Source organism: Ruegeria sp. ANG-S4 (genome assembly GCF_000814005.1).
Classification (GTDB): domain Bacteria; phylum Pseudomonadota; class Alphaproteobacteria; order Rhodobacterales; family Rhodobacteraceae; genus Ruegeria.
The window spans coordinates 33,520-58,386 of the sequence record NZ_JWLK01000007.1; the positions used below are offsets into that span (position 1 = coordinate 33,520).

Here is a 24,867-nt window from a genome sequence, read left to right on the forward strand (position 1 = left end):
GGGGGCGATCCCTGAACGACTCAAGGGACCGGAAGAACAGATGCTTCCGGATGTTTGGATGGGGCTTTAGGCCGATTGGCTGGCAGAGTCAACCTTACGTGCCGGAAGCCAGTCATTGACCGCGTCGACCAGACGATGTGCGCCCGATCCGCTGGAAAACGCCTCGACAATCGGATGTCGTCCCGCGCTCATACCCTCTTTCAGGATAAGAACAGGGCGATAAAGGGTCGATGGGCCTTTCTTGCTTCGCGAATACGTGGTCTCCACCTCCGCATGGGACAGGTTCGTTAGTCTATGCTCGACGACGTCATAGCTAAAGACCGACTTCCTGCGGATCAGGATACTGTTCTTGTTGCGGTCCAGTATGACCTGCACGCGTTCGACAAAGTCGTTAAATGCGCTGACTCCCATAACACCGCCGCCAAGGCCGAAAATCAGCCCGAACAGGATCGCCCATCCGCCCAGCATTATCAGGAACATTCCTGCGGCAACGAAGGCAAGAGTGAAAAAGATCAACGAGATGCCAATAAACCAGGGCGTGCTGGACAGGATCAATTGGTTCGGAGTGTTGCGTTTGATTTTCATGGCTGCTCGTTATCACGTGTTTTGCGGACTGTCGCGGCTTGAATTTGCATGCGTGTTGCGCGATGAGCGCCACAGACAGGAGGGCCCCCCATGGACGCATCATCGGTATTTCAGGATACGCTGCCGCTCAGCTCCGATGCGCTATTGGCGCAGTTGGATGACTGGGGGCTGTCCTATCGGGTGCACAGCCACGTCCCGCTGCGCACGGTCGAGGATGCAAAAGGGGTCGAAGGCCAGTTCATGGTCCCGGGTGAGAATGCCCTGCGGCTCAAGAACCTCTATCTGCGCAACAAGAAAAAGCGCAACTTTCTGGTGACGTTGGAACAAAGCCGTGAGATCGACCTCAAGGCGCTGGGCGCGGATCTCGGGATCGGCAACCTGTCCTTCGGCTCGGCGGATCGGTTGTTCCAGACCCTCGGGATTCGCCCCGGTGCGGTGAGCCCGCTGGCGATGATCAACGGGGTGCAGAATGATGTCACCTTTGTCATGGACGCAGCCGCGCAGCAAGCAGACGTGATCTATATGCACCCGTTGGTCAATGATCGTACCGTGGCGGTGGCACGCGCCGATCTGTTGGCCTTCCTTGATCGGATCGGGTGCGAAGTGACCTGGCTGCCCTGATCACCACTCAAGCGCCTCGTTAAGCGCCGCAGCGACATGCGCGGCAGAGGGGTTGATGAATAGATGCCCATCGGCTTCGAATACCGGGTCATCCAGATGGTCGGGAAAGGCCAGCGGAAGCTCGGTGCAGGCCAACAGGATCGCGGTGCCCGGCGTGGCGTGACGGTTGCAAAAGGCCAGCAGGCGGGTGTGGGCGGTTTCAGACGCGCCGCCATAAAAGTCGCTGTCGATCATCGCCTGCATCTCGGCAATCTCGGGCGCGGGCAGACGTGTATTTGCGGTGATGCCCTCGGCGGCCAGCCGGTCGGCATAATTGCTGGCCTGCATTGTAACTGCGGTGCCAAGCACCAGCGCCTTTGATGCACCGGTTGAAGCGGTTGCCTCTGCCGTGGCGTCGAAAATGCTGAGAATGGGCATGGAAACCCCTTCGCGGATCGCATGCAGGCGGGCATGGGGCGTGTTTGATGCGATGATGCCAAAGTCGCAGCCCGCGCGTTCCAGTGTCAGCAAAGCCTCTCGGAACACGGCATCGAACGCGGCCCAACTTTCCTCGTCCCCTGCGGTGCCGCGCAGGGCGCGGGTTTTGGCCTGCGTGACTGATTCAATGGTCATAGGCGGAATCGGCAGGGGTGAGCCATGTCCCCTCGCCGCGAAATAGCGGCCTGCGCCTTCTGCGATTGCCCGATAGTAATCGACCGTCGACGCCCAGCCAACACCACCCAAGATACCAATTTTTTTCATTGAAAACGTCCAGCCCGCCCAAGCCATTTCGTGGGCAGACTGAACGTTCGAGGGGGGCGCGTCAATCAGGCAGCCAATTCCAAAACTGCTTTTTGTGCTTTGTTCAGAGCGCCTTCGGCATCCAGCGCCATCTGGTCGGCGGCAACGATGTCCACATCCTGAATGCCGATGAAACCCAGTACATGCTTGGCGTAATCGGTGGCAAAGTCGATCTCGGACCCTACGGCGGTGCCACCTGACGCGATGGCCAAAACAGCCCGCTTGCCTTCCAGCAGACCCTTGGGCCCGTTTTCGGAGTAAGAAAAGGTCAATCCGGCGCGGGCAACAAGGTCGATCCATGCCTTGAAAGCGGCTGGTACCGAGAAGTTGTAAATCGGCAGTCCTATGACGACCGTATCGGCTTGCTGCAATTCTTGTACAAGCTCATCTGACAGGGCCAACTGGTCGCGTTGAACCGCATCGCGCTGATCAGCCGGGGTGAAGTTCGCGGCGATCCAATCTTCGGTCAACAGCGGCAGGGGCGAAGCGAGGTCGCGGCGGATGATGCGCGACGCGCCCAGATGTTTGACGACGCGGTCAGACAATTCGCGGGTTGCTGAACCGGTGCGGCGGGCCGATGCGTCGATGTGCAGGATGGTCTTGGTCATGTCCGTGTTCCTTTGGTCTGGAAGTGTTTCTCCGCCTAATATGAGCGTTGCGCTGGCGAACAAAACTCGGATATACCAACAGGCATTGTTAGAATTTGCACATTGGGCGCGAAAGCATGGAAAATTGGGACGAAGTCAGAACCGCGTATCAGGTGGCGCGGATGGGCACCGTCAGCGGTGCGGCCGAGATTTTGGGAGTGCATCACGCGACAGTCATCCGGCACATTGATGCGATCGAAGCGCGCTTGGGCGTTAAACTGTTTCAACGGCACGCCCGCGGCTATACCGCCACGGACGCCGGAGAAGATCTGTTGCGCGTTGCGCAGGCGACCGAGGATCAGTTCAACCAGCTGGTTGGCCGCATGAAAGGACGTGGTGACGATGTCTCGGGCGAGTTGGTCGTAACCTCGCTTGCGTCTTTGGCGCCGCTGGTTGTGCCGGCTCTGTCGGAATTCCAGTCGATGCATCCGGGTCTGATCGTGCGGTACCTGACAGGCGACAGGTTGTTCCGTCTGGAATACGGCGAAGCGCATGTGGCCATAAGGGCCGGTGCCGCGCCTGACCAGCCTGACAACGTCGTTCAGCCCTTTATCCCTCAGGAAGTCGGTTTGTTCGCGAGCAATGCCTATATCGCGCGTCGTGGCCAACCGGCGCGTTTAGAGGATTTTGCCGATCATCTGTTTGTCAGTACCGACGACGAAAACAGCAGAGCACCATTTTCGCGTTGGTTGCGTGCAAATGTGCCGGATGCGGCAATCGCGTTTCGCTGCACCAACAACTTCTGCATGCGAGAAGCCGTTCTGGCCGGTGCCGGGATCGGTTTCATGGCACGGTGGGAGGCCTCCCGCGATCCGGATCTGGTGGAAGTCATGGAACCTCTGCCCGAGTGGTCCGGCAAGCTGTGGCTGGTAACCCACGTGGATTTGCACAGGACTACGAAAGTGCAGGCGTTTTTGACCTTCCTCAAAGAGCAATCCAAAGGCTGGCTTACGTGACACCCGAGGCGCGGGGTCACCTCGCGATGATCACATTTTCGGTCTTGGTGGCCGGAAGCTTTTCGTTGGGTTCAATTGTCGCGAACCAGATCGCGCCCATGGCGATCACGGCGGGCCGGTTTTTGATTGCAGCGTTCATTATCGGTGTCGCGGCCTTGGCGACAACCGGTCTGCCCCGCAGCGCTGCACAGGCCCCGTGGCGATACGCCGTGCTGGGCGGTTTGTTCTCAAGCTATTTCGTCCTGATGTTCTACGGCTTGAAAACCGCCGAACCGGTCAGCACGTCGGCGGTGTTTACCCTGACACCTGTCATGTCTGCCTTGGCCGGGTGGGTTTTGCTGCGTCAGATCACGACCGCGCGGATGGCGCTGGCGCTCGCAGTCGGCGCCACAGGTGCTTTGTGGGTGATTTTTCGGGCGGATTGGCAGGCGTTCCGCGCCTTCGAAATAGGTCGTGGCGAGACCATCTTTTTCTGGGGATGCCTTGCCCATGCAATCTACACACCGATGGTTCGCAAGTTGAATCGCGGCGAGCCCGCCGTTGTGTTTACCTTTGGAACTCTGGTGGCTGGATGCATCATTCTGTTGGGCTTCGGTTGGTCCGATATTCAATCGACGGATTGGGCCAATCTGGAACCGATCGTTTGGATCACCCTCTTGTATCTGGCGGTGTTTGCGACGGCCGCCAGTTTCGTACTGGTTCAGTTCGCAGCCCTGCGCCTGCCGTCGGCCAAGGTCATGGCCTATACTTACCTGATCCCCAGCTGGGTCATTCTGTGGGAAATAGCACTCGGCCGACCAATTCCACCCGCAATAGTCTTTGTCGGTGTGGTGCTAACGGCGGTTGCTCTGGTGCTGCTTTTGAAAAGTGAAGAAAACGCATCTGCCACGTCCGGGCCGCTGGCCAAATGACCTGCGGACCAAGGATGGTGCCGTATCAATGGCGGTCATGAGGCAAATCAAGGAACAATCGCACAAATTGCGCTATCTTCCCAAGCAGGAGGATATTCCATGTTCAATCACATTATGGTCCCTGTCGACCTGCATATGTCGCCTGAAATCCAGAAGGCCCTGGATGTTGCGGGCCAGATTGCCGGTTGGCAAAACGCGAAAATCACAGTTGTCAGCGTGACCAGTGGCCAACCGGGTGACGTAACGCAATCAGGTGGGGCGGTTTCGTCCGAGTTGCAGGCTCTTGTGGACCGGCTTGCCAGTCAGAGCGGGACGGAAGTCACCACCCTGAACATTCACTCGGTCGATGTCGCGCCCGAGGTTGACCGAGACTTGACCCGCGCCGCCGAAGACATTGGTGCCGATCTGATCGTGGTGGGGACCCACGCGCCCCGGATCACCGACTATATCTTTTCCAGCCATGCCGGTTATCTGGCCAAGCACGCCAAAGTATCGGTCTTTGTGGTCAGGTAATGTCAGGCCTCGTCCGCCGGGGGCAGTTCGACTTGCAGAAACCGCTCGAACGCGTCGAGATTGACCGGCTCGAACTGCCCGAACCCCTGCATCCAGACCGACGCGGCCCGTAACGCGTCAGGTTCAAGCTTGCACCATTTTACCCGCCCGCGTTTTTCCTGACTGATCAACCCGGCTCTGGTCAGGATAGCCAGATGTTTCGAGATTGCGGCCAGCGACATCTCGAACGGTTCAGCCACATCCGTCACCGCCATGTCATCCTCCAGCAGCATCGCAAGGATGGTGCGGCGGGTGGGGTCTGCGAGGGCTGCAAACACGGTGTCGAGATCCTGTGACATGGGTCTTTCCTAAAGCGCAGGAAGCGGTTTGACAATTTCCGCCAGAAGATGAATGTGCGCGCAAACCGTGCGAAGGGGCAGGCGATGGCTCTCAAATACTGGCTGGTGATCGGCATCCTCGGGATCGGTTGGGGCATGTCCTTCATGTTCAACGTCATCCTGCTGCGCGAATTGGGGCCACTTTCGGTTTCGATGGGGCGGGTCGGCTTCGGCGCATTGGGCTGCTGGGTCTATGTCATCGGCGCACGTTTGCCCATCCGTCTGAGCTTTGCCCGCGCTATTGGCCTGCTGGGTTTCGGTGCGCTCAGTTATGCCGGGCCGTTTGCGTTTTATGCGTTGGGCCAGCAACATGTCGCCTCGGGCGTTGCTGGTATCGTCAATGCAACCACCCCGGCCTTTGCCGTACTGGTCTCGCATTTCTGGCCGGGCAGCGAACGGGCGACGCTGCTGAAATCGCTGGGTGTGATTTGCGGCTTTATGGGCATCGTCATTCTGTCGCTGCCGGTCTTGCAAGCCGGTGCGACCTCGGAGTTCTGGGCGATCCTGCTGATCCTCTGCGCGCCTGTCTGTTATGCCTTTTCGCTGAACATCGCCCGCGCGTTTCGGGACATGCAGCCCGTGGTTTTGGTCGCGCTGGCGCTGACCGGCGCAACGCTGTCCATCGCACCGCTCGCGCTCTGGCGCGAGGGGTTGCCGGTAGTCACGCGGGCCGAGACATGGCTGTCCCTGATGGTGATCGGTTTCGTCCTGACCTCGGCCGCATTCATCGTCTTCTACTGGCTGTTGCCCAAGGCTGGACCGACCAACATGTCAACCGCGACACTGATCGCGCCCATCTCGGCGCTGGTACTTGGCACCTGGGTTCTGGGTGAAGCGCTGCTGCCCGAGCATCTGCTGGGCATGGCCGCGATCTTCGTTGGTCTGTTGCTGATCGACGGGCGCATTGTCAGACGCCTGCTGCAGGGCAGTGGGGACAAAGATCAACCAAAAGGTTGAATATGGGTTTTCCGGCGAAATTCGCGCCCCAAGGCCAAACAGGGTCAAATGGTTAGGGCGCAACGGTGAATTATATCGTTTTAAAACAACGCTATAGGATGCGTCAATTCGGGCTCTCAACGCCGTTGACTCTGTGCCCCATGCCGCTTAGCACCTAGCCTCAAGACTGTGCGAGGAAAACGCCCGTGACCGATGATGACCAAAAGCAGCGTATGGCGCAGCTTGAGGCCAAGATCGAGGCGGCGAAAAAGGCGAATACGCCGAAACCGCGTGCAGATACTGACGTGTCCGGGGGCGAACTTGCCTGGAGGATGGTCATCGAAATGGTATCCGGTCTTGGGATCGGATTTGGCATCGGATACGGGCTGGACAGCCTGCTCGGGACAATCCCGATCTTTCTGGTGCTGTTCACATTGCTGGGCCTCGTCGCCGGAGTGAAGGTTATGCTCCGCAGCGCCAAAGAGGTCCAAGAGAAACAAGCGGCGGCGACGGCTGCCGAGAAGGACGAAAGGGACTGAACGTGGCGACCGAGACCACCGCAGCAGAAGGCAGCAGCCTGGTTTTCCATCCGATGGATCAGTTCATCGTAAAGCCGTTGTTCGGTGACGGTGCGATTGCGTGGTACACGCCCACAAACGTGACCCTGTGGTTGTTCCTGGCGATTGCGGCGGTGTTTGCCCTGCTGGTGCTCAGCACCTCGAAACGCGCGATTGTCCCGACCCGGATGCAGTCGGTGGCCGAACTGGCCTATGGCTTCATCTACAAGATGCTGGAAGACATCTGCGGCAAGGAAGGCGTCAAGTTCTTCCCCTATGTCATGACCCTGTTCATGTTCATCGTCTGCGCAAACTTCCTTGGCATGATCCCGATGTCGTTCACCACGACATCGCATTTCGCCGTGACCATTCCGCTGGCGCTGGCCGTGTTCCTGACCGTGACCGTTCTGGGCTTTGTCAAGAACGGCACCGCGTTTCTGGGCCTGTTCTGGGTTTCCAGCGCGCCGATGGCCCTGCGCCCCGTTCTGGCGATCATCGAGCTGATCTCGTACTTCGTGCGCCCGGTCAGCCACTCCATTCGTCTTGCTGGTAACGTCATGGCAGGCCACGCCGTGATCAAGGTGTTTGCGGGCTTTGCCGCGATTGCCGCGATCTCGCCCGTGTCGGTTCTGGCGATCACCGCAATGTATGGCCTCGAGGTCCTCGTGTCCTTCATTCAGGCCTACGTTTTCACCATTCTGACCTGTGTTTATCTGAAGGATGCGCTGCATCCGTCGCACTAAGGTCCGAACCCCCAACATCGAAACTTCCAATTCGTAAGGAGATACATCATGGAAGGCGATCTCGCACACATCGGCGCAGGCCTGGCAGCAATCGGTTCCGGCGCAGCCGCAATCGGGGTGGGCAACGTTGCAGGCAACTTCCTGGCCGGCGCCCTGCGCAACCCTTCGGCGGCTGCTTCGCAGACCGCAACCCTGTTCATCGGTATCGCGTTCGCAGAAGCCCTGGGGATCTTCGCATTCCTGGTCTCGTTGCTGCTGATGTTCGCCGTATAATCTGCGGAACCTGATCCTTACGCGCAGGTGGGTCCAAGCCATAGCGGCCCACCTGTTGTAAAGACAACGTTCCGACGGAGGATATCATGGCGACTGAACCCCTTACAGAAGAGGTAGCCGGCACATGCGTCGACGCTGGTGGCTCTGCCATCGGGATGCCGCAGCTCTGCTTCGATTGGTTCCCCAACCAGATTTTCTGGCTGGTCATTACGCTTGTCGTCATCTTTCTGGTCCTGTCCCGCGTGGCCCTGCCGCGCATTGCGGCGATCCTGGCTGAACGTCAGGGGACCATTACAAATGACCTGGCTGCGGCCGAAGATCTGAAGGCCAAGGCGGTCGAGGCTGAAGAGGCCTATAACAAGGCGCTGGCCGATGCCCGGTCTGAGGCACAGCGTATCGCTGCCGAAGCCCGCGCCGAAATCCAGTCTGGTCTGGATGAGGCGATTGCCAAGGCAGATGCGGAAATCGCTGCAAAAGCGGCTGAATCGGAAAAGGCGATTGCCGACATCCGAGCCGGTGCGCTGGAAAGTATACAAGTGGTTGCCAAGGATACGGCGGCTGAACTGGTCACTGCACTGGGCGGCGAGGCGGATGCCAAAGCCATCGACGGTGCCGTTGACGCGCAAATGAAAGGATAAGTGACATGCGGAACATTCTTGCCCTTATCCTGACCTTCGGCGCAGCCAGCCCGGCATTGGCAGCCAAAGGCCCGTTCTTCTCGCTGGCCAATACGGACTTTGTGGTCTTCCTGGGCTTCATCGTGTTCATCGCGGTCCTGTTCTACTTCAAGGTCCCCGGCATGATTGGCGGTGCGCTGGACAACCGCGCCGAAGGCATTCAGGCCGAACTGGACGAAGCCCGTGCCCTGCATGAAGAGGCGCGCAGCCTGCTGGCCTCGTACGAGCGCAAGCATCGCGAGGTTCAGGGTCAGGCAGACGCCATCGTGGCCGCTGCCAAGGAAGACGCCGCATTGGCCGCCGAGCAGGCCAAGGCTGATCTTGAGAAATCCATCGCACGCCGTCTGGCCGCTGCGCAGGATCAGATCGCATCGGCCGAAGCCTCGGCTGTGAAAGAGGTGCGCGATCAGGCCATCACCGTTGCTGTTTCCGCGGCAAACGCCGTGCTGGCCAAGCAGATGACCGCCGCTCAGGCAAACAAGCTGATCGACGCATCCATCGCGGATGTTGGTGAAAAGCTGCACTGATCGACCGGATCATGGGATTGAGAAAAACCCGAGGGCCGCAAGGCGCTCGGGTTTTTTGGTTCCTGTGCTACGCCTTTTCCTTTGATCTGCGCCAGCTCACAACCAGCACGATCAGGGCAACCATCGTGATCAGGATTTCAACCTTGAAGGTCCAATGGTTAAGAAATGACAGGATCCAATGCGAATGCGTCGCCTGCACGGTAACAAACGGATAGGTCGCGTCGGACAGGGGCCAGAACCAGGCGACCTCGCCAGCGATCGAATCCAACAGCAGGTGAACCAACCCGCCCGCACCAAAGAAGGTCAGAAACGTCCCGGCGCGTTGAAGCCATTGCCGGATCACAAGACCGGTAAGCAGAAACCCCATCCAGATGATCGGGCGGTGGGTGAGGTAGGAATGATGATGGTGCCCGCGATCATCGACAAGGTAAAACCACAGGATGTCGATATCAGGGGCAACGGCCCCGATCATTGCAGCGGTGAAGGCAAGCTTGCCGAGATTGGGCACCGTTGCCCGGAAGATCAAATAGGCTCCGGGCAGGTGACCGATGAACATCAGACCTCACCCGTCTCATGCTTCAACCTTTGTTGCGCGATCTCTTCGTTGTGCCGGGCTTTTTGCTTTTCAGCCATACAGATTTCGACGAAGTCCAAATGCTTTTCGATCGCCCTTCGCGCGCCGCCGGGATCGCGGTCCTGCAGGGCGGTGTAGATGGCACGGTGTTGATCCAGAATGGCATCACGGGTTGTCCGCTGATCGAACATGATCTGGCGGTTATAGAACACGCCCTGCCGCAATAAATCGAACATCGACCGCATCATGTGCAGCATCACGACGTTATGGCTGGCCTCTATGATTGCCATGTGGAACTGCGCGTCCAGATGCGCCTCTTCCTCGGTGTCGTTGCGTGCATGGGCGGTTTCCATCTTATCCAGAATGGTCTGCACAACTTTCAAATCGCTGTCCGAACCCGTCCGGGCGGCGCGCTCCGCGGCCAGCCCCTCCATATCCCGGCGGAACGACAAGTAGTCGAACACCGCCTCCTCATGATTGCCGAACAACCGGATCAATGCGGGCGAAAAGGCCGAGCCCAGAACCTCGGCCACGTAAATACCCGATCCCGCCTTGGCAGTCAGCAGCCCCTGTTCCTGAAGGTCCGAGATCGCTTCGCGCAAAGACGGGCGCGACACCCCCATCCGTTCGGCCAGTTCCCGTTCCGAAGGCAGACGCTCGCCGGGGCGCAGAATACCACGCAGGATCAGCAACTCGATCTGCCGAACCACCGTCAGAGACAGCTTTTCGGTCTGAACTTTTTGAAAGGGCATCGCATCTTCGCCAGATAAATTGGTCAAATCATATGACCACGTATGTCCGGCACGTTCAAGAATGCCCGCCTCACGATCTTTGAAACATTAGGTCAGATATATTGACATAGTTGGCGCTCTGACTAGGCTGCGCGCTGGGCAGAGGAGGCCTCGAAACCAATGGATCAGCTATACGCCACCCGTGCATCCCGGATGAAGGCATCTGAAATCCGCGAATTGCTGAAACTGCTTGGCCAGCCGGGCATTATCTCATTCGCGGGCGGTATTCCCAACCCCAACCTGTTCCCGGCCAAGGCGTTTGCCGAGGCATTCCAGCAGGCGCTTGCCCCAGATCAACAAGCGCAGGCGCTGCAATATTCCAACAGCGAAGGCTACGCGCCGCTACGCGAATGGCTCGTCGATTACATGCGCGGGATCGGCGTCGACTGCGGTGTCGACAACATCCTGATCACTTCGGGTTCACAGCAGGCGCTGGACTATCTGGGCAAGCTTTTTCTGTCACCGGGTGATACGGCACTGGTCGGTTGGCCGACCTATCTGGGTGCGCTCAACGCGTTCGACGCCTACGAGCCGCGCTTTGACCGCCTCAGCATCAACGGCAATCGCCGGGCGGCTGAGTATCGAGCCGCGGCAGAGGGCAGCCCGATCAAGTTCGCCTATCTATCGGCCGATTTTGCCAACCCGACGGGTGAAACCGTGGACCTGCGGGGCAGAGAGGCGCTGCTGGATCTGGCCGACGAACTGGACTGCGCCATCATCGAGGACGGGGCTTATCAGGCGCTGCGCTATGACGGCGATCCGATCCCGCCGATCCTTGCGTTGGAACAGGCACGCCGGGGACCCATCGAGAATTGCCGGACGATCTATTGCGGCAGTTTTTCAAAAACCCTGTCGCCGGGATTGCGCCTTGGCTGGGTTGTCGCGTCCAAGCCGGTGATTGCGCAACTGGTGCTGATGAAACAGGCTGCGGACCTGCATTCCTCAACCATCAATCAGATGGCCGTAAACCAAGTGGCGCGGGACCTGTTCGAAACCCATGTCCCAAAGTTGCGCCGCACCTATGCCGCCCGTCGCGACGCGATGCTGGACGCGCTTGCGCAGCACATGCCCGCTGGCGTTGTTTGGACCCGGCCCGAAGGCGGCATGTTCGTCTGGGTCACCCTGCCCAAAGACGTGAACGGGGCTGACTTGCTGCAGCGGTCGCTGGAAGCGGTCAATCTGGCCTTTGTGCCCGGTCAGGCGTTTTACCCGGATGACACCGGGGCCAATACCATCCGGCTGAGCTTTTCCAACTCGGACGAGGCCACGATCCGCGAAGGCATCCGCCGACTGGGAGAGGTGTTGCGCGCCTGAAGCGGAAAAGGTTTCGTTAACCATATTGCCGCAAGAACGGCGACATGTTCCGTTTGCTCGCCTTTCTGTTCCTTGCTGCCTGTTCGGGCGGATCGACCTATTTCCGCGACCAACCTGCGACGCGTATCGCGGTGAACGGCAGCATCTTTGATGTCCGGGTGCGCAACCAACTGGCGGAAGCGGTGCGGGTCAACCCGCAATACGCCCCACGACTGGGGCCGATCCGTGATCGGGCCGCGCTGGCGATGGAGCAGGTCTCGGGGTGCCCGCTCCTCGACGTGCTGGGTGACGCGGCGGTTACCGTGGGTGTGCTGGGCTGTGACCGTGAATTGGGCGAGAAACTGATTTTCGGCGCGCTTCTCAGCCGCTCTTATGAATGTGTTAACTACGGCTATTCCGGCGGCTACGGCTATCAGGTTTTTGAGTGTACGCCCTACTGAGGGTCACAGGTTCACGCCCAATTCAGCCAAGATATTGTGGATAACTCGGCTCAATATCCCATATCCTGCGCAAGCACGTTGACACCTCCCCCATACGTTGCGCAGACTTCCTAACCATAGGAATCATACCAAGAGCAGCCCTTGCGCTTTAGCAAACTCAAACTGACCGGCTTCAAAAGCTTCGTGGACCCGACCGATCTGATCATCGCGGACGGGCTGACCGGAGTTGTTGGTCCCAATGGCTGCGGCAAGTCCAACCTGCTGGAAGCGTTGCGCTGGGTGATGGGCGAAAACCGTCCCAAATCGATGCGCGGCGGCGCGATGGAGGATGTGATCTTTGCCGGGGCCGCCACACGCCCGGCCCGCAACTTTGCCGAGGTTGTCCTGACGCTGGACAACTCGGAACGCCTCGCCCCGTCCGGCTTCAATGACAGCGACCAGCTTGAGATTATCCGCCGCATCACCCGCGATGTGGGCAGTGCCTACAAGACCAACGGCAAGGATGTCCGCGCCCGCGATGTGCAGATGCTGTTCGCCGATGCCTCGACCGGGGCGCATTCGCCCGCGCTGGTGGGGCAGAACCGCATTGCCGAACTGATTAACGCCAAACCCCGCGCCCGCCGCCGCATTCTGGAAGAAGCCGCCGGGATCTCCGGCCTTTACCAACGGCGGCACGAGGCCGAGTTGAAGCTGAAAGGCACCGAAGCCAACCTGACTCGCGTCGATGACGTGCTGGAGCAACTGGGTGGGCAACTGGCGCAACTCGCCCGTCAGGCCCGTCAGGCGGCACGCTATCGCGAGATCGGCGAGCAGCTGCGTCAGGCCGAGGGCATGTTGCTTTACCGTCGCTGGAAAGAGGCCGATTTGGCCCGCCAGCAGGCCGAGGAAAAACTGCGCACTCGCATCACCGAAGCCTCCCGCGCCGAGGCCGAGGCCCGCGACGCCGCGTCCAAGCGTGCCGAGATCGAAGAGACCCTGCCACCGCTGCGCGAAGAAGAGGCCATCGCCGCCGCCGTTCTGCAACGCCAGTTGGTGCAGCGCGATCAACTCTCCGATCAGGAAGCCCGCGCGCGGCAGACGATCGAGACACTGACCGGTCGCATCCAGCAGCTTGGCAATGATATCGAACGCGAATCCGGTCTGAACCGTGATGCCGGTGAGATGATCGAACGGTTGGAATGGGAAGCCCGCGAACTTGCCAAGGCCGCCGAGGGCTATGATGAAAAGCTCGCCGAGGCCGCCGAGATCGCCCGTGAGGCTGCTGCGGTCCTGCAACAGCGCGAGGATCGTCTGGCGCAGGATACCGAGGACATGGCCCGGCTGGTGGCGCGTCACCAATCCGCTCAGCGGCTGGTCGAAGACAGCCGCAAGACGCTGGCCCGGTCCGAAAGCGAAGAAGAAAAAGCCCGCGCCGCCGTGGAAGAAGCCAAATCCGCACTGACCCGCGCAAGCGAGGCGTTCGAGGCAGCGCAGGTGGGCGAGGAAGAGGCCCGCGAAGCCGCCGAGGCCGCCGAGGACGCTTTGGCCGCGGCAGATGAGCTGCGCACCGAAACGCAGGCGCGCGAAGCCGAAGCCCGCGCACAGCGGTCAGAGGCCGAAGGCGAACTGGGCGCAATCCGTGCAGAAACCACCGCTTTGGCCAAACTGGTCGAACGCGACACCGCTGAGGGCGGGCAGGTTCTGGACTTGCTCCGCGTTGCCTCGGGCTATGAAAAGGCGCTGGGCGCGGCGCTGGCCGATGACCTGCGTGCGCCGTTGGTCGAAGGCGACGGCCCCTCCGGTTGGGTGCAGGTCGCGGGTTATGACAGCGATCAGCCGCTGCCCGACGGTGCCGAGCCGCTGGCGTTGCATGTCTCCGGTCCCGATCGGCTCAGCCGACGGATCGCGCAAATCGGCCTCGTGGATGCGGATCAGGGTGCGCGCCTGCAGGCTGCACTGAAACCCGGTCAGCGCCTAGTGTCGCGCTCGGGTGATCTGTGGCGCTGGGACGGATTCCGCGCTTGGGCCGAGGATGCCCCAAGCGCTGCGGCCCTGCGGTTGGAGCAACTGAACAAGCTGGAAGCCCTCAAGCAGGAACTCGCCCGCACCGAGGCGCAGGCCGAGGGTGCCCGTGCCGCGCATGAGACGCTCTCGAAGCAACTCTCTGACGTGACCGAGGCTGACCGCCGCGCGCGTGAGGCCCGTCGCGCCGCTGATCAGCGCATGGCTGAAACCGCACGTCAGCTCAGCCGGGCCGAGGCAGACCGCAATCTGGCACAGGGCAAGCTGGAAACCCTGTCGCTGGCCGTGGACCGCCACAAGGAAGACGCGATGTCCGCCCGCGCTCAACTGCGCGAGGCCGAAGGGGCCCTGACCGACCTCGGTGATCTCGACAGCGCCCGCGCACAGGTCGAGGACATCAAGCAGACCGTCGAGGCGGCCCGTATCACCATGCTGACGCACCGCTCGACCCATGACGAGTTACGCCGCGAGGGCGAGGCCCGCACCCGCCGCGGCCAGGAGGTCGCGAAAGACCTCAGCGGCTGGCGGCACCGGCTCGAGACGGCGGAAAAACGGATTTCCGAACTGGCCGAACGCAAGGAAAGCTCCGAGGAGGAGTTGACCGAGGCGATGGCCGCCCCCGGCGAAATCGCCGAGGCCCGCGAGGAACTAAACGAACTGATCGAAACCGCCGAAGCCCGCCGCGCCGAAGCCGCTGACACATTGGCGCAAGCTGAAACGCAACAGCGCGAATGCGTGATGGCCGAACGCGAGGCGGAACGTCTGGCCTCGGAAGCCCGCGAAAGCCGCGCAGCGGCTGAGGCGCGCTGTGACGCGGCCAAGGAAAGCGTGGTCGCCGCGGCCGAACGGATTGCCGAAGACCAGCAGCTGACCCCGAACCAACTGCTGAACCAGTTGGACACCGACCCCGACCAGATGCCGCAAGCGGACGCGCTGGAGGCTGAGGTTAACCGCCACAAACGCCAACGCGACGCCATGGGTGCGGTGAACCTGCGTGCCGAAGAAGACAGCAAAGAGGTTCAGGACGAGTTCGACACGCTGAACAGCGAAAAGTCCGATCTGGAAGAGGCGATCAAGGCCCTGCGCAGCGGTATCGCCAGCCTCAACCGTGAAGGGCGCGAGCGCTTGCTGACCGCGTTTGAACAGGTGAATTCAAACTTCGCCATGTTGTTCAAGCATCTGTTTGGCGGCGGTGAGGCTAATCTCGTCATGGTCGAAAGCGACGATCCGCTGGACGCGGGGCTTGAGATCATGTGCCAACCGCCGGGCAAGAAACTTTCGACCCTCAGCCTGCTGTCGGGCGGCGAACAGACCCTGACCGCAACCGCGCTGATCTTTGGGGTCTTCCTCGCCAACCCGGCCCCGATCTGTGTGCTGGACGAGGTTGATGCGCCGCTCGACGACGCCAACGTCACCCGGTTCTGCGACCTGCTGGACGAGATGTGCCGCCAGACCGATACGCGGTTCCTGATCATCACCCACCACGCGGTGACGATGGCGCGGATGGACCGGCTGTTTGGCGTGACCATGCAGGAACAGGGCGTCAGCCAACTGGTCTCGGTCGACCTCAAAAAGGCCGAGCAGATGGTCGCCTGATCCCTCACCGGATCGTTATGCCACCTTTTGCGATGCCGGGATACACTGCCCGGATGAGATATACCGTCCTGATCCTGAGCTTCGTTGCAACCCCCGCCTTGGCCACCGACTGGGCCACAAAACCCGGAGACGTCCCCCTCAGCCCGCAAGAACTTGACGCGCTGGCGGGTCAAACGCTGACCTTCTACGACGATGGCCAGTCCAGATACTCAGCCGGAGGTGCCTATTCCTACACCTACGCCAGCGGAGAATCCGCCTTCGGCACCTACACGATCGCCGAAGACGGCAGCGTCTGCATCGCCTATCGCAACGGCTTCGGCCGATGTGACCTGTACGTCCGCAGCGGCGAGCGATTGATCCTGATCGATGAAAACGGGCACCGCTATCCGGTGCGGCCGGAGTGAGGCGGACACAAGCCCTCAATCACTTATTCCGACGACCGCAACGCGGACTTTGATGTCTTTGGACCAATGTCGGTTGTGCGGACCAAAAATAAGCGGCCTAATTGACGGGAAACTCTCCGTTTGCCGCTACCCTAGCTCTTAATCAGGCTCTGCCACGAAACCAAATTTGGAATAGCGCAAGGCTACACCATTGCGCGCCACTTCGCGACGGTTTGGAGTGCAGCCTCGCGTCCAGCCTCGATCTTGACTGGATCAGTTTGCCTTGAGAGCGCATTTCTTTCTTTCCGCCCCAGAAAAAATGAAATGCGCTCACCGTTAGCGCCGGATGGGTGCGGCACGCCTTCGATAATGCGAAGAGGGTCCAGCTGGTCCTCCCGTACGAGATAACGACACGCTTCTATCACAGACGGACCAAGCGGCAGGATTAGAGCATTAGGAATCGATGCGAGTTCTGGGGTCGTGTAGCTTAGCAACTGTTGGCGTAGGAGTGTAGAGGTAGTCATCTTTGGAGATGAGCCGGTATAGTTCTTTCCGTCTTTGAACACTGGATATCGCAATGCTGAGGCGAAGTGCACAAGATCAACGTTTGCGCCCCAGAGCGATGCGCAAGAAGCAATTCCGAACGCTTTGTTCAATCCGATCGCATCTAGCATAGCCACGAGGTTAGTGCGCATGGGGCCGGCAAAGGAAGCGTGCGCTTTGGCGCGAGAGAGTGCAACGGCATCGCTCTCACCCGAGCGCAAAGCACGACCTACTTCGAGAATTGCAGCGTCAGCCTGTTGTTCACCTGGAGTTATGCCGAGGATTACGAGTTTGGCATCGTGGTTTACATGATCGAAAGGCGCATAGCGAACTTCGAGTGCTCCTTCCTTGGCGATCAATAGGCGCGAATCATGTACGTTTCTACAATCTGGAAGGGCATGGCGATAATACTCGAAAGTCATAGTGGGGCTCCGCTAGGTTTGTTCATCAACGCCAAGATCTTTTTGCTGCCGAGCAGCTGACTTAGTTGAAAGATCTGCGCGCACGGGTGCGTATTCTCAGCAAAGCGTGGAGACGGCAAGCGGTTTCAAAAAAATGGAATTTCTATGCCTAGTTCGCGCGTCGTCGATGCAGTCTTTCGAGAGATCAGCGCCATCATTAAACATCGACTCTAACCAGACATAGCGTTACAACCGCCCTAACAACTCCACCGTCGGCCACGCATCCGCAGGCATGCCCAGCCGCGCTTGTTCGGCCTGCACTGCCGCCCGCGTTCCGGCCCCCAGAATACCGTCGATCTTGCCCACGTCATGACCACGCGCCTGCAGTTTGGTCTGCAACTGCTTCATCTGCGCCCCGTTCAGCCCCGGTGCCGGATTGCCCGCGTTGTAAATCTGCCCACCCTCTAGCCGGGTGCCGAAATAAGCGGCGGTCAGGACATAAACAAAGCTCTGGTTCCATTCGAAATAAACGTCGAAATTCGGATAAGCCAGAAAGGCGGGCCCTTTGTGCCCTTGCGGCAGGATCAGAGAGGCAGGAAGGTTGGCCAGCGACCCGCTGCGGGCCTGAACCCCCATCGCCTGCCAGTCGGAAACAGGGCGCGGTTTGCCGGGACCGGACAGGGACCAGTCCATCTGCGCGGGTACCGTCACCTCCTGCAGCCACGGCTGACCCGGTTGCCAGCCCAGATGCGACAGCATCTTGGCCCCCGACATCAGCGCGTCAGGTGCAGAGGTTTTCAGTGACACCTGACCATTGCCATCGCCGTCCACGCCGTTGTCCAGAATGTCCTGCGGCAGCATCTGCACCATGCCGATCTCTCCGGCCCACGCGCCCGTGGTGCGGGCGGGATCGAAATTGCCCTGGCGGTACAGCTCGATTGCCGCGAAGATCTGCGGCCGGAACAGCTCGGGCCGACGGCAATCATGGGCCAGCGTGACCAATGCGTTGCGGGTGTTAAAGTCGCCCTGAACCGCGCCATAATCGGTCTCAAAGGCCCAGAAGGCCAGCAGCACCCCGCGCGAAACACCGTATTCCCGCTCGATCCGATCAAAGACCGCGTCATACTGGACCGACATCGCCTTGCCCCGGTCGATCCGGTTTTGCGAGATCAGGCGGCGCGAGAAATCGATGAAGGGTTTCTGAAACACGCCCTGCGCCCGGTCGGCCCTCAGCACCGCACCGTCCTGCTGCACGCCATTGAAAAACCCGTTCACCGTTGTGCTGTCAAACCCGCGCTGTGCCGCTTCGGATTTCAGGCCGTTGACGAAATCGTTGAACCCGCCGCCACATTGGGCCAAGGCGGGTGAGGTCAGCAGGGTGGCAGCCACAAGGGCAGAGAAGAAACGCATGAAACAGGTCCGTCAGAAGATAAAGTTCAGCCCAACCCACACCGAGACCAGCCCAAGCGCAAGCCCCCAGATGCGCCACAGCATGTCGCATGCGCGGAAAACCTCCGCCGCGCCGATGTCGCGCGGCGCATCGCCGTTGACCCAGGCGAGGTCCCGCATCTGTCCGTCATAGCTGCGCGGCCCGGCCAGGGCGACGTTCAGCGCGCGCGCCATTGCCGCTTCGGGCCAGCCCGCGTTGGGTGAGATATGGCGGCTTGCATCCCGCACCATCTCACCCCAGCGGGCCCATTGGCCGGACAGCGCCACGATCATCACAAAGGTCAGGCGGGCGGGGATCAGGTTCAGCACATCGTCCAGCCGCGCGGCGGCCCAGCCAAAGGCACGGTATTTATCGTTGCGATAGCCGATCATGCTGTCGGCGGTGTTGACCGCCTTGTAGATCAGCAACCCCGGCAAACCCGCGACCAGGAACCAGAAGGCCGGGGCAATCACCCCGTCGCTGAGGTTTTCAGCGGCGCTTTCGATGGCAGAGCGTGCAACCTGCGCCTCTGTCATGTCGCGCGTATCGCGCGAGACGATCATCGCAACCTGCGCCCGCCCCTCGCTCAGCGAGGCATTCAGGCCATCGCCAACGGCCCGCACATGATCGACCAGTGACCTCTGCGCCAGCAGGATCGCGCAGATCACGATCTCGGCCACCGGACCCAGCAAGGATAACCCTCGGCCCAGCAGGTAAGCCGCCAGAACCAGCAGCAGTACAACACCAATCCCCTTGATCCGTCGCTGCTGCCCGTGGTTCAGGCGCTTGTCGAGCCACGCGATGACAGTGCCGATCATCACCGCCGGGTGGCGTATCCGGGACCACAACCAGTCAGGCTCACCCAACGCAGCGTCCAGACAAAGCGCGCAGACCAGAACAAACGCTGTGCTCACAGCGCCGCCTCCAACCGCGCCCAACCGTCCGCCGGAGGGATCCCGAGGCGCAGATAGGTTCGGGAATAGGGGAAGATACGGCTCCAGATATGCGCGCGGCCCAGCCGGGCCTGCCACGCAGCCGCGTCATCAACCTCATAGAGCCGGAATAGGCTGGTCCCACCGACCAGCCGCGCGCCCTTGGCCGTGACAAGCTGGTCCAGCCGCGCGGCCTCGTCTGCCAGACGGCTACGGGTTGCCACCGCCCAATCCGTATCCTGCAACGCTTGCGTGCCGATCCGAAGGGCAGGGCCGGAAACCGCCCAGGGCCCTGTCAGATCGTTCAGCCGCGCAATCAGGTCCGGCTCACCGATGGCGAAACCCAGCCGCAGACCGGCCAGCCCCCAGAACTTGCCAAAGCTTTTCAGCACGATCACACCGGGCCGCGCGGCCAGATGGATCAGCGAGGCTTCGGGCACCACGTCACAAAAGCTCTCGTCAATTACGGTCAGCGGGGCATCGACATCGGCTTCGCCCCACAGACGTCCATCGGGATTATTGGGGTGCACGATCACCCGCGCCTCGGCCGGGCCGGTTTCCTGCACCCGCCAACCCTGCGCGGCAAAGGCAGCGGCGTGTTCGTTATAGGTGGGCGTGGTGATCTGAACCCGGCCTGTCGCTGCCAGCGCGGGCAGGCGCGCGATCACCGCCGATGCGCCGGGCGCGGGCAAGATCGCGGCCCCATCGGGCACATTCCAGAACCGCCGCGCCGCATCCGACAAACGCCCGAATGCGCCGTGGTCAGGCAGGTCGCACCAGTCTGCACTTTGCAGGCCCGACACCTTGAAGGCGTGAGGATTGATGCCCGTTGAAAGATCAATCCAGTCAGCGCGATTCCCGCCGTAAGACCTGACGGCGCAATCCAGTCCACCCCCGTGGTCACGCGCAGCACGTGGATTCAGGTTTTTGGTAGGATCAGCCATTGGCCCCTCAGCCGGATTCGCCATTCTTGGCCCGGTTCAAGCGGATTTATGCCGGTTACACAAGCAAATCCGCGCGATCGGGCGTCGGCGGGGTGGGCGTTAACACTTTGTTAAGGAAATCACGGGATCACGGAGCACGGGGATCGGCACCACTCACCATACCAAGTGCCGAGGTTGTTGCAAATGAAAGTTCTGATTGTTGAGAGTAATCCCGACCTCGGTCGGGTATGGCGAAGGCATCTGGAAAGGCAAGGCACCGAGGTCACTCTGGTTGCCGGGCAGGAGGCTGCTATCCTTGCGCTTTACGGCACGGCCTTTGACATCATTGTGCTGGATCTGGTCTTGGAAACCGGCAGTGCGTTGGCTGTTGCGGATTTTGCCAGCTATCGCAGGCCCGAGGCGCGGGTGATCTTTGTCACCAACACCACGTTTTTCTCGGATGGATCCATCTTTGCCCACAGTCCCAATGCCTGCGCCTATGTGCAAAGCGGTACGCCGCCAGAAGATCTGGCGGCGATGGTTGAACACTATGCAGCTGGTCGCTGACCGCGTCCGTGCGGTTCAAGATAATCCAGCACGGGATTTGTCGGGATGATCCGGTTGGGATTAATGCTGTCGTGGCTGTAATGATAGTGGCGCACGATGTGGTTCAGGTTCACGGTCCCCGCGACACCGGGCCATTGGTACAGTTCGCGGGTGTAAGCCCAGAGGTTCGGGTAATCGATCAAACGCCGTCGGTTGCACTTGAAATGCAGGTGATAGACCGGATCAAATCGGATCAGGGTCGTGAAAAGCCGCCAGTCAGCCTCGGTTAACCGGTCACCCATCAGGTAGCGGTTGCTTGAAAGACGCTCCTCAAGCCAATCCAACGTGTCAAACAAGGGGTTTACCGCCGCATCATACGCCTCTTGCGTGGTGGCAAAACCGGATTTGTAGACGCCATTGTTCACGTCCGAATAAATGCGGGTGTTGACCGCTTCGATGTCATCACGCAGTGCTTCGGGCCAATAATCGCCCGTGTTTCCGGTTATCCCGTCGAACGCCGAATTGAACATGCGGATGATTTCAGAGCTTTCGTTCGACACGATCGTTTCCCGTTCCTTGTCCCACAGGATTGGGACAGTCACGCGACCCGAATAGGTTGGATCAGCCTTGGTGTAGATCTGATGCGCAAACTCCAGACCATAGATCGTATCACCGGTTGCGCCGTGGTCATCCGCTTCAAAGGTCCAGCCTTGATCCAGCATGTCGGGATGCACGACAGATACCGATATATGATCGCTCAACCCTTTCAGTTCGCGAAAAACCAATGTGCGGTGCGCCCAGGGACAGGCGTGGCTGACATAGAGATGATAGCGCCCGCTTTCGGCATTGAACCCTGCTTGTCCAGATGGTCCGGCACTGCCGTCCGCAGTTAGCCAGTTGCGAAACTGCGCCGCCGAGCGTTTGAATGCGCCGCCCGTGGATTTGGTGTCATACCAAGTGTCGTGCCATTCACCGTCTACAAGTAGTCCCATGCCGTTCTCCCCGTCATCGCTGGGGCAAAGATAGGCTTGAATGCTATGTCTTCCTATGCCGTCGCACGCGCATATTCCCTGCGCCGATGCACAGGTCCATCCGACCTGAACGCACCAAACCCACATTTGATGTGAGGCAGTGTGACACGGTTCACTGGAATTTTACGATTAAAGGTTCAAAATAAGAAGCAGCCCGGGGGAGTTCGTTGGATGAGTACCTATGTTTCAAGGGAAATACGCGCAGAGTTGGATGCCGCGCGAATCGCTTCCCTAAAGAAGTCCAGCCGTCTGCGTGTCGAGTTGGGCGACAATAGCTTCAAAATACTCAGATTGTGGCGTGATGGGTTTGCTGTAGAAGCCGCCGAAACGCCCCGTCTGCGCGGGCTTGTCGATATCTTCGACGGCGCGAACCATCTCTATCAATGCCTGATCGTTGCAGCGCAGGAAGATGGCGGCGAAATGCAGTACGAGTTCAAACGCAACACCGTTGCGACGGACAAGGCGCCGCTCGATTTCTATCGCGCACCGGATGCGCCCATCGCGTTGCTGGGCTTCAAGGATTAGGGCTGATCCAGCAGGCCGACCGCCGGGTCAGCCGTTCACTGCAAATCGCCAAACGCGGCCTTCAACCGTTTGCACGCCTCTTCGACCCTTGCGTGCTGCGTTGCCAGATTGAACCGCTCGAACGTCTCGCCGCCGGAACCGAAGCCGGGCCCGGAAGAGGTTGCAATCCGCGCATCATCGCGCAGGCGTTTCACGAATTCGGCGTGGTCCATTCCGGTGCCCGAGAAATCGACCCAGGCAAGATACGTTGCCTGCAGCGGCATTGACCAGAGCCCCGGAATGTCAGCAATGGCTGCGTCGAACAGTTTTCGGTTGGCATCCAGATGGGCGATTTGTTCATCAACCCATTTCGCGCCTTCCGGTGAGTATGCCGCGGTGATCATCGCCACGCCCAAGGCGCTTGGGTCGTAGTCCAGCGAAATCTGCCGTTGCCGCATGTCTGCCCGCAGCTTTGTATCCGGGATGATCATGTTGCCCGTGCGTTGGCCCGCAATGTTGAACGTCTTGGACGCGGCGGTCAACGTAACGGTCCATGGGCGGGCGTCCGGGGCGGCCACATCCATCGGCACGAAGGTGTTGCCGGGATAGACGAGATCGTGATGGATCTCATCCGCGACCAGGATCAAGCCATTGCGCCGGGCAAAATCTGCAACTGCGCGCAATTCATCCGCAGTCCAGACCCGGCCCGACGGGTTCTGTGGCGAACACCAAAGCAGAACTTTTTCAGAGCCATCCAGCCGCGATTGCGCATCGTCCAGATCCAGCGCATAGCTGTTGCCTTCGCGCACGAGCGGGCATTCGACAACACGCCGGCCCGCCTTGTTCACCTTGTTGGCGAATTCGTGGTAAACGGGCGGAAAAATCACGACCCCATCGCCGGGTTCGCTCCAGACATCGAGACAGAGTGCGATCGCGTTGCCCAATCCCTGCGACGTCAGAATCCAATCCGAATCGATCTCCCAGTCGTGGCGCGTCTTCATCCACCACTGGATCGCATTCAGATATTCCGGATGCATCCAGGAATACCCGAAAACACCATGATCAGCAGCCTGACGCACCGCGTCGATCACGCAGGGTGCCGTGGAAAAATCGGAGTCCGCGGTCCACATGGCCAGCCCGTCTTTGGGCGAGACGCCATACAGCTGCTCCATCTTGTCCCACTTTGAACTCTGGGTGCCACGGCGGTCGATCGGGTTGTTGAAAGTCATGTCATCTCCATCTGTCGCGGCGAAAGCTAACCACAATTCCACCATGTGCAAGGGGGCCGTTGCGGTGACGGGCCTGATGGCCTAAATCAGCCCCATGAAACGCAATATCCTGATCCATCCCGATCCCCGCCTGAAAAAGGTCTGCGCGCCGGTGGCCGACATCACCGATGACCTGCGCAAACTGGCCGATGACATGCTGGAGACGATGTATGACGCGCCCGGCATTGGACTTGCCGCACCGCAGATCGGCGTGCTCGACCGGCTGATCGTGTTGGATTGCATCAAGGAAGAAGGCGCGGCCCCGCGCCCCTTGGTGATGTTCAACCCCGAGGTCATCGCCGCCTCGGACGAGACCAATGTCTACGAGGAAGGCTGCCTGTCGATCCCCGAGCAATATGCCGAAGTGACCCGCCCCAAGGTCGTGGATGTGACATGGATGGACCGCGACGGCAATCTGCAGCAGGAAACCTTTGACGACCTTTGGGCCACCTGCGTTCAGCACGAGATCGATCACCTGAACGGCAAGCTCTTTATCGACTACCTCAAGCCGCTCAAGCGCCAGATGATCACGCGCAAGATGCAGAAACTCAAGCGCGAGAAAGCCCGCGCATGAGCGTCCGCACCTGCCTGCCCTGGCCCGACAAGCGCCTGCGAACCAAGGCCGAGAAGGTCCCCGAAATCACCGATGAGATTCGCGCGATCTGGAACGACATGATCGACACGATGGAGGCGATGCCGGGCGTCGGCCTCGCCGCGCCCCAGATCGGGGTGATGTTGCGGCTGGCCGTTGTCGATGGCTCGACCCAGCGGGGCAGAGCAGTGCGGCTGGCCAACCCCGAGATTCTGCACAGTTCGGTCGAATTGCGTGAACATGATGAGGCCAGCCCGAACCTGCCCGGCGTCTCGGCCAAGGTGAAACGGCCCCGCGCGGTCACCGTGAAGTTTCTCAATGAACAGGGCCAGATCGATCGCCGCGATTTTGTGGGGATCGAGGCCACCAGCGTGCAGCACCAAATCGACCACCTGAACGGGCGGATGTATTTCGACCGGCTCAGCAAGGTCAAACGCGACATGCTGTTGCGCAAAGCCAAAAAAAACGCGTAGACCGGGCTTCAGCCCGGCACTCG

The 24,867-nt window shown here is 60.1% G+C and carries 30 protein-coding genes; 18 read left to right on the top strand and 12 right to left on the bottom strand.

All coding sequences use genetic code 11. From position 1 onward, the window contains the following. Positions 1 to 66: 66 nt before the first annotated feature. The gene (locus RA28_RS20045) at positions 67 to 585 is read right to left on the bottom strand and encodes a hypothetical protein (RefSeq protein ID WP_039532693.1); all 519 of its coding nucleotides are present in this window, start codon (positions 583 to 585) and stop codon (positions 67 to 69) included. Positions 586 to 675: 90 nt separating this feature from the next. On the opposite strand from RA28_RS20045, the gene RA28_RS20050 reads away from it, so the two are divergent. Further along, entirely contained in the window at positions 676 to 1,206 is a 531-nt protein-coding gene (locus RA28_RS20050; RefSeq protein WP_039532696.1) for a prolyl-tRNA synthetase associated domain-containing protein, read from the top strand. Here RA28_RS20050 and RA28_RS20055 read toward each other — a convergent pair whose 3' ends face one another. Both RA28_RS20055 and RA28_RS20060 read right to left on the bottom strand, forming a co-directional pair. Further along, positions 1,207 to 1,947, bottom strand: a complete 741-nt coding sequence (locus RA28_RS20055) for an aspartate/glutamate racemase family protein (RefSeq protein ID WP_039532957.1) — start codon at positions 1,945 to 1,947, stop codon at positions 1,207 to 1,209. Positions 1,948 to 2,012: 65 nt separating this feature from the next. Beyond that, positions 2,013 to 2,594, bottom strand: coding sequence for an FMN-dependent NADH-azoreductase (locus RA28_RS20060; protein ID WP_039532698.1), 582 nt, complete (start codon positions 2,592 to 2,594; stop codon positions 2,013 to 2,015). 116 nt (positions 2,595 to 2,710) lie between these two features. On the opposite strand from RA28_RS20060, the gene RA28_RS20065 reads away from it, so the two are divergent. The 3 genes from RA28_RS20065 to RA28_RS20075 all read left to right on the top strand — a co-directional run bounded on the left by RA28_RS20065 (position 2,711) and on the right by RA28_RS20075 (position 5,013). Continuing rightward, complete coding sequence (locus RA28_RS20065; RefSeq protein ID WP_039532702.1) at positions 2,711 to 3,589, top strand: LysR family transcriptional regulator; 879 nt, start codon at positions 2,711 to 2,713, stop codon at positions 3,587 to 3,589. Beyond that, positions 3,586 to 4,500, top strand: a complete 915-nt coding sequence (locus RA28_RS20070; protein WP_039532705.1) for a DMT family transporter — start codon at positions 3,586 to 3,588, stop codon at positions 4,498 to 4,500. Before RA28_RS20065 ends, RA28_RS20070 begins: the two co-directional genes overlap by 4 nt. Before the next feature lie 99 nt (positions 4,501 to 4,599). After that, complete coding sequence (locus RA28_RS20075; RefSeq protein WP_039532706.1) at positions 4,600 to 5,013, top strand: universal stress protein; 414 nt, start codon at positions 4,600 to 4,602, stop codon at positions 5,011 to 5,013. Between the two features lie 2 nt (positions 5,014 to 5,015). On the opposite strand, the gene RA28_RS20080 is transcribed toward RA28_RS20075, so the two are convergent. Continuing rightward, positions 5,016 to 5,351, bottom strand: a complete 336-nt coding sequence (locus RA28_RS20080) for an ArsR/SmtB family transcription factor (RefSeq protein WP_039532708.1) — start codon at positions 5,349 to 5,351, stop codon at positions 5,016 to 5,018. A gap of 84 nt (positions 5,352 to 5,435) precedes the next feature. Between RA28_RS20080 and RA28_RS20085 the strand changes: the two genes are divergently transcribed. The 6 genes from RA28_RS20085 (at position 5,436) to RA28_RS20110 (ending at position 9,103) form a co-directional block, all read left to right on the top strand. Further along, complete coding sequence (locus RA28_RS20085) at positions 5,436 to 6,347, top strand: DMT family transporter (RefSeq protein ID WP_039532959.1); 912 nt, start codon at positions 5,436 to 5,438, stop codon at positions 6,345 to 6,347. Between the two features lie 185 nt (positions 6,348 to 6,532). Beyond that, positions 6,533 to 6,865 (top strand): AtpZ/AtpI family protein, encoded by a 333-nt coding sequence (locus RA28_RS20090; RefSeq protein WP_039532710.1) that lies wholly within the window; start codon positions 6,533 to 6,535, stop codon positions 6,863 to 6,865. A gap of 2 nt (positions 6,866 to 6,867) precedes the next feature. Continuing rightward, complete coding sequence (locus RA28_RS20095) at positions 6,868 to 7,626, top strand: F0F1 ATP synthase subunit A (RefSeq protein ID WP_039532712.1); 759 nt, start codon at positions 6,868 to 6,870, stop codon at positions 7,624 to 7,626. 48 nt (positions 7,627 to 7,674) lie between these two features. Continuing rightward, a complete protein-coding gene (locus tag RA28_RS20100) occupies positions 7,675 to 7,899 on the top strand; it encodes a F0F1 ATP synthase subunit C (protein WP_005981269.1) in 225 nt (74 codons plus the stop codon). A gap of 86 nt (positions 7,900 to 7,985) precedes the next feature. Continuing rightward, positions 7,986 to 8,537: a F0F1 ATP synthase subunit B' gene (locus RA28_RS20105; protein WP_039532714.1), complete on the top strand. Its 552-nt coding sequence runs from the start codon at positions 7,986 to 7,988 to the stop codon at positions 8,535 to 8,537. Between the two features lie 5 nt (positions 8,538 to 8,542). Then, positions 8,543 to 9,103 (top strand): F0F1 ATP synthase subunit B, encoded by a 561-nt coding sequence (locus tag RA28_RS20110; protein ID WP_039532716.1) that lies wholly within the window; start codon positions 8,543 to 8,545, stop codon positions 9,101 to 9,103. A 67-nt stretch (positions 9,104 to 9,170) separates the two neighbouring features. Here the strand turns inward: RA28_RS20110 and RA28_RS20115 are convergent, their stop codons facing one another. Both RA28_RS20115 and RA28_RS20120 read right to left on the bottom strand, forming a co-directional pair. Further along, positions 9,171 to 9,659 carry a metal-dependent hydrolase gene (locus RA28_RS20115; protein ID WP_039532719.1) on the bottom strand — a complete coding sequence of 163 codons (489 nt, stop codon included), beginning with the start codon at positions 9,657 to 9,659 and terminating at the stop codon, positions 9,171 to 9,173. Beyond that, positions 9,659 to 10,429, bottom strand: a complete 771-nt coding sequence (locus tag RA28_RS20120) for a FadR/GntR family transcriptional regulator (protein WP_039532721.1) — start codon at positions 10,427 to 10,429, stop codon at positions 9,659 to 9,661. The genes RA28_RS20115 and RA28_RS20120 overlap by 1 nt, the downstream gene beginning before the upstream one ends. 159 nt (positions 10,430 to 10,588) lie before the next feature. On the opposite strand from RA28_RS20120, the gene RA28_RS20125 reads away from it, so the two are divergent. The 4 genes from RA28_RS20125 (at position 10,589) to RA28_RS20140 (ending at position 16,223) form a co-directional block, all read left to right on the top strand. Further along, the gene (locus RA28_RS20125) at positions 10,589 to 11,782 is read left to right on the top strand and encodes an aminotransferase-like domain-containing protein (protein WP_039532724.1); all 1,194 of its coding nucleotides are present in this window, start codon (positions 10,589 to 10,591) and stop codon (positions 11,780 to 11,782) included. Between the two features lie 44 nt (positions 11,783 to 11,826). Continuing rightward, entirely contained in the window at positions 11,827 to 12,222 is a 396-nt protein-coding gene (locus RA28_RS20130) for a hypothetical protein (protein ID WP_039532725.1), read from the top strand. Positions 12,223 to 12,363: 141 nt separating this feature from the next. Next, a complete protein-coding gene (locus RA28_RS20135; RefSeq protein WP_039532726.1) occupies positions 12,364 to 15,819 on the top strand; it encodes a chromosome segregation SMC family protein in 3,456 nt (1,151 codons plus the stop codon). 53 nt (positions 15,820 to 15,872) lie between these two features. After that, the gene (locus RA28_RS20140) at positions 15,873 to 16,223 is read left to right on the top strand and encodes a hypothetical protein (protein ID WP_039532727.1); all 351 of its coding nucleotides are present in this window, start codon (positions 15,873 to 15,875) and stop codon (positions 16,221 to 16,223) included. 182 nt (positions 16,224 to 16,405) lie between these two features. Here RA28_RS20140 and RA28_RS20145 read toward each other — a convergent pair whose 3' ends face one another. The 4 genes from RA28_RS20145 to RA28_RS20160 form a co-directional block, all read right to left on the bottom strand. Then, positions 16,406 to 17,167 carry a hypothetical protein gene (locus RA28_RS20145; protein ID WP_039532728.1) on the bottom strand — a complete coding sequence of 254 codons (762 nt, stop codon included), beginning with the start codon at positions 17,165 to 17,167 and terminating at the stop codon, positions 16,406 to 16,408. A 225-nt stretch (positions 17,168 to 17,392) separates the two neighbouring features. Continuing rightward, on the bottom strand, positions 17,393 to 18,556 hold the full coding sequence (locus tag RA28_RS20150; RefSeq protein WP_039532729.1) for a lytic murein transglycosylase: 1,164 nt from the start codon (positions 18,554 to 18,556) through the stop codon (positions 17,393 to 17,395). Between the two features lie 12 nt (positions 18,557 to 18,568). Beyond that, entirely contained in the window at positions 18,569 to 19,489 is a 921-nt protein-coding gene (gene cbiB / locus RA28_RS20155) for an adenosylcobinamide-phosphate synthase CbiB (protein ID WP_039532960.1), read from the bottom strand. After that, complete coding sequence (locus tag RA28_RS20160) at positions 19,486 to 20,451, bottom strand: threonine-phosphate decarboxylase (protein ID WP_052261540.1); 966 nt, start codon at positions 20,449 to 20,451, stop codon at positions 19,486 to 19,488. The genes cbiB and RA28_RS20160 overlap by 4 nt, the downstream gene beginning before the upstream one ends. 183 nt (positions 20,452 to 20,634) lie before the next feature. Between RA28_RS20160 and RA28_RS20165 the strand changes: the two genes are divergently transcribed. Then, complete coding sequence (locus RA28_RS20165; protein ID WP_039532733.1) at positions 20,635 to 20,997, top strand: response regulator transcription factor; 363 nt, start codon at positions 20,635 to 20,637, stop codon at positions 20,995 to 20,997. Here the strand turns inward: RA28_RS20165 and RA28_RS20170 are convergent. Beyond that, on the bottom strand, positions 20,979 to 21,968 hold the full coding sequence (locus RA28_RS20170; RefSeq protein ID WP_039532735.1) for a glutathione S-transferase family protein: 990 nt from the start codon (positions 21,966 to 21,968) through the stop codon (positions 20,979 to 20,981). The two genes, RA28_RS20165 and RA28_RS20170, sit on opposite strands and share 19 nt — an antisense overlap. Before the next feature lie 210 nt (positions 21,969 to 22,178). Here RA28_RS20170 and RA28_RS20175 point away from each other — a divergent pair, with 210 nt between their 5' ends. Further along, positions 22,179 to 22,532, top strand: a complete 354-nt coding sequence (locus RA28_RS20175) for a hypothetical protein (protein WP_039532737.1) — start codon at positions 22,179 to 22,181, stop codon at positions 22,530 to 22,532. 35 nt (positions 22,533 to 22,567) lie between these two features. Here RA28_RS20175 and RA28_RS20180 read toward each other — a convergent pair whose 3' ends face one another. Continuing rightward, on the bottom strand, positions 22,568 to 23,740 hold the full coding sequence (locus RA28_RS20180) for a MalY/PatB family protein (RefSeq protein ID WP_039532963.1): 1,173 nt from the start codon (positions 23,738 to 23,740) through the stop codon (positions 22,568 to 22,570). Positions 23,741 to 23,834: 94 nt separating this feature from the next. On the opposite strand from RA28_RS20180, the gene def (RA28_RS20185) reads away from it, so the two are divergent. Together def (RA28_RS20185) and def (RA28_RS20190) are read left to right on the top strand one after the other, a co-directional pair. Continuing rightward, positions 23,835 to 24,353 (top strand): peptide deformylase, encoded by a 519-nt coding sequence (gene def, locus RA28_RS20185; RefSeq protein ID WP_039532738.1) that lies wholly within the window; start codon positions 23,835 to 23,837, stop codon positions 24,351 to 24,353. Continuing rightward, positions 24,350 to 24,844 (top strand): peptide deformylase, encoded by a 495-nt coding sequence (gene def, locus RA28_RS20190; protein WP_039532741.1) that lies wholly within the window; start codon positions 24,350 to 24,352, stop codon positions 24,842 to 24,844. Before def (RA28_RS20185) ends, def (RA28_RS20190) begins: the two co-directional genes overlap by 4 nt. The last annotated feature ends 23 nt before the right edge of the window (positions 24,845 to 24,867 follow it).

Excerpts from the sequence above, each read along its gene's own strand:
- RA28_RS20045 (WP_039532693.1), bottom strand. The coding sequence starts at position 585 with ATGAAAATCAAACGCAACACTCCGAACCAATTGATCCTGTCCAGCACG.
- RA28_RS20050 (WP_039532696.1), top strand. The coding sequence starts at position 676 with ATGGACGCATCATCGGTATTTCAGGATACGCTGCCGCTCAGCTCCGAT.
- RA28_RS20055 (WP_039532957.1), bottom strand. The coding sequence starts at position 1,947 with ATGAAAAAAATTGGTATCTTGGGTGGTGTTGGCTGGGCGTCGACGGTC.
- RA28_RS20060 (WP_039532698.1), bottom strand. The coding sequence starts at position 2,594 with ATGACCAAGACCATCCTGCACATCGACGCATCGGCCCGCCGCACCGGT.
- RA28_RS20065 (WP_039532702.1), top strand. The coding sequence starts at position 2,711 with ATGGAAAATTGGGACGAAGTCAGAACCGCGTATCAGGTGGCGCGGATG.
- RA28_RS20075 (WP_039532706.1), top strand. The coding sequence starts at position 4,600 with ATGTTCAATCACATTATGGTCCCTGTCGACCTGCATATGTCGCCTGAA.
- RA28_RS20080 (WP_039532708.1), bottom strand. The coding sequence starts at position 5,351 with ATGTCACAGGATCTCGACACCGTGTTTGCAGCCCTCGCAGACCCCACC.
- RA28_RS20085 (WP_039532959.1), top strand. The coding sequence starts at position 5,436 with ATGGCTCTCAAATACTGGCTGGTGATCGGCATCCTCGGGATCGGTTGG.
- RA28_RS20100 (WP_005981269.1), top strand. The coding sequence starts at position 7,675 with ATGGAAGGCGATCTCGCACACATCGGCGCAGGCCTGGCAGCAATCGGT.
- RA28_RS20105 (WP_039532714.1), top strand. The coding sequence starts at position 7,986 with ATGGCGACTGAACCCCTTACAGAAGAGGTAGCCGGCACATGCGTCGAC.
- RA28_RS20110 (WP_039532716.1), top strand. The coding sequence starts at position 8,543 with ATGCGGAACATTCTTGCCCTTATCCTGACCTTCGGCGCAGCCAGCCCG.
- RA28_RS20115 (WP_039532719.1), bottom strand. The coding sequence starts at position 9,659 with ATGTTCATCGGTCACCTGCCCGGAGCCTATTTGATCTTCCGGGCAACG.
- RA28_RS20120 (WP_039532721.1), bottom strand. The coding sequence starts at position 10,429 with ATGCCCTTTCAAAAAGTTCAGACCGAAAAGCTGTCTCTGACGGTGGTT.
- RA28_RS20125 (WP_039532724.1), top strand. The coding sequence starts at position 10,589 with ATGGATCAGCTATACGCCACCCGTGCATCCCGGATGAAGGCATCTGAA.
- RA28_RS20130 (WP_039532725.1), top strand. The coding sequence starts at position 11,827 with ATGTTCCGTTTGCTCGCCTTTCTGTTCCTTGCTGCCTGTTCGGGCGGA.
- RA28_RS20140 (WP_039532727.1), top strand. The coding sequence starts at position 15,873 with ATGAGATATACCGTCCTGATCCTGAGCTTCGTTGCAACCCCCGCCTTG.
- RA28_RS20145 (WP_039532728.1), bottom strand. The coding sequence starts at position 17,167 with ATGACTTTCGAGTATTATCGCCATGCCCTTCCAGATTGTAGAAACGTA.
- RA28_RS20150 (WP_039532729.1), bottom strand. The coding sequence starts at position 18,556 with ATGCGTTTCTTCTCTGCCCTTGTGGCTGCCACCCTGCTGACCTCACCC.
- RA28_RS20160 (WP_052261540.1), bottom strand. The coding sequence starts at position 20,451 with ATGGCTGATCCTACCAAAAACCTGAATCCACGTGCTGCGCGTGACCAC.
- RA28_RS20165 (WP_039532733.1), top strand. The coding sequence starts at position 20,635 with ATGAAAGTTCTGATTGTTGAGAGTAATCCCGACCTCGGTCGGGTATGG.
- RA28_RS20170 (WP_039532735.1), bottom strand. The coding sequence starts at position 21,968 with ATGGGACTACTTGTAGACGGTGAATGGCACGACACTTGGTATGACACC.
- RA28_RS20175 (WP_039532737.1), top strand. The coding sequence starts at position 22,179 with ATGAGTACCTATGTTTCAAGGGAAATACGCGCAGAGTTGGATGCCGCG.
- RA28_RS20180 (WP_039532963.1), bottom strand. The coding sequence starts at position 23,740 with ATGACTTTCAACAACCCGATCGACCGCCGTGGCACCCAGAGTTCAAAG.
- def (WP_039532738.1), top strand. The coding sequence starts at position 23,835 with ATGAAACGCAATATCCTGATCCATCCCGATCCCCGCCTGAAAAAGGTC.
- def (WP_039532741.1), top strand. The coding sequence starts at position 24,350 with ATGAGCGTCCGCACCTGCCTGCCCTGGCCCGACAAGCGCCTGCGAACC.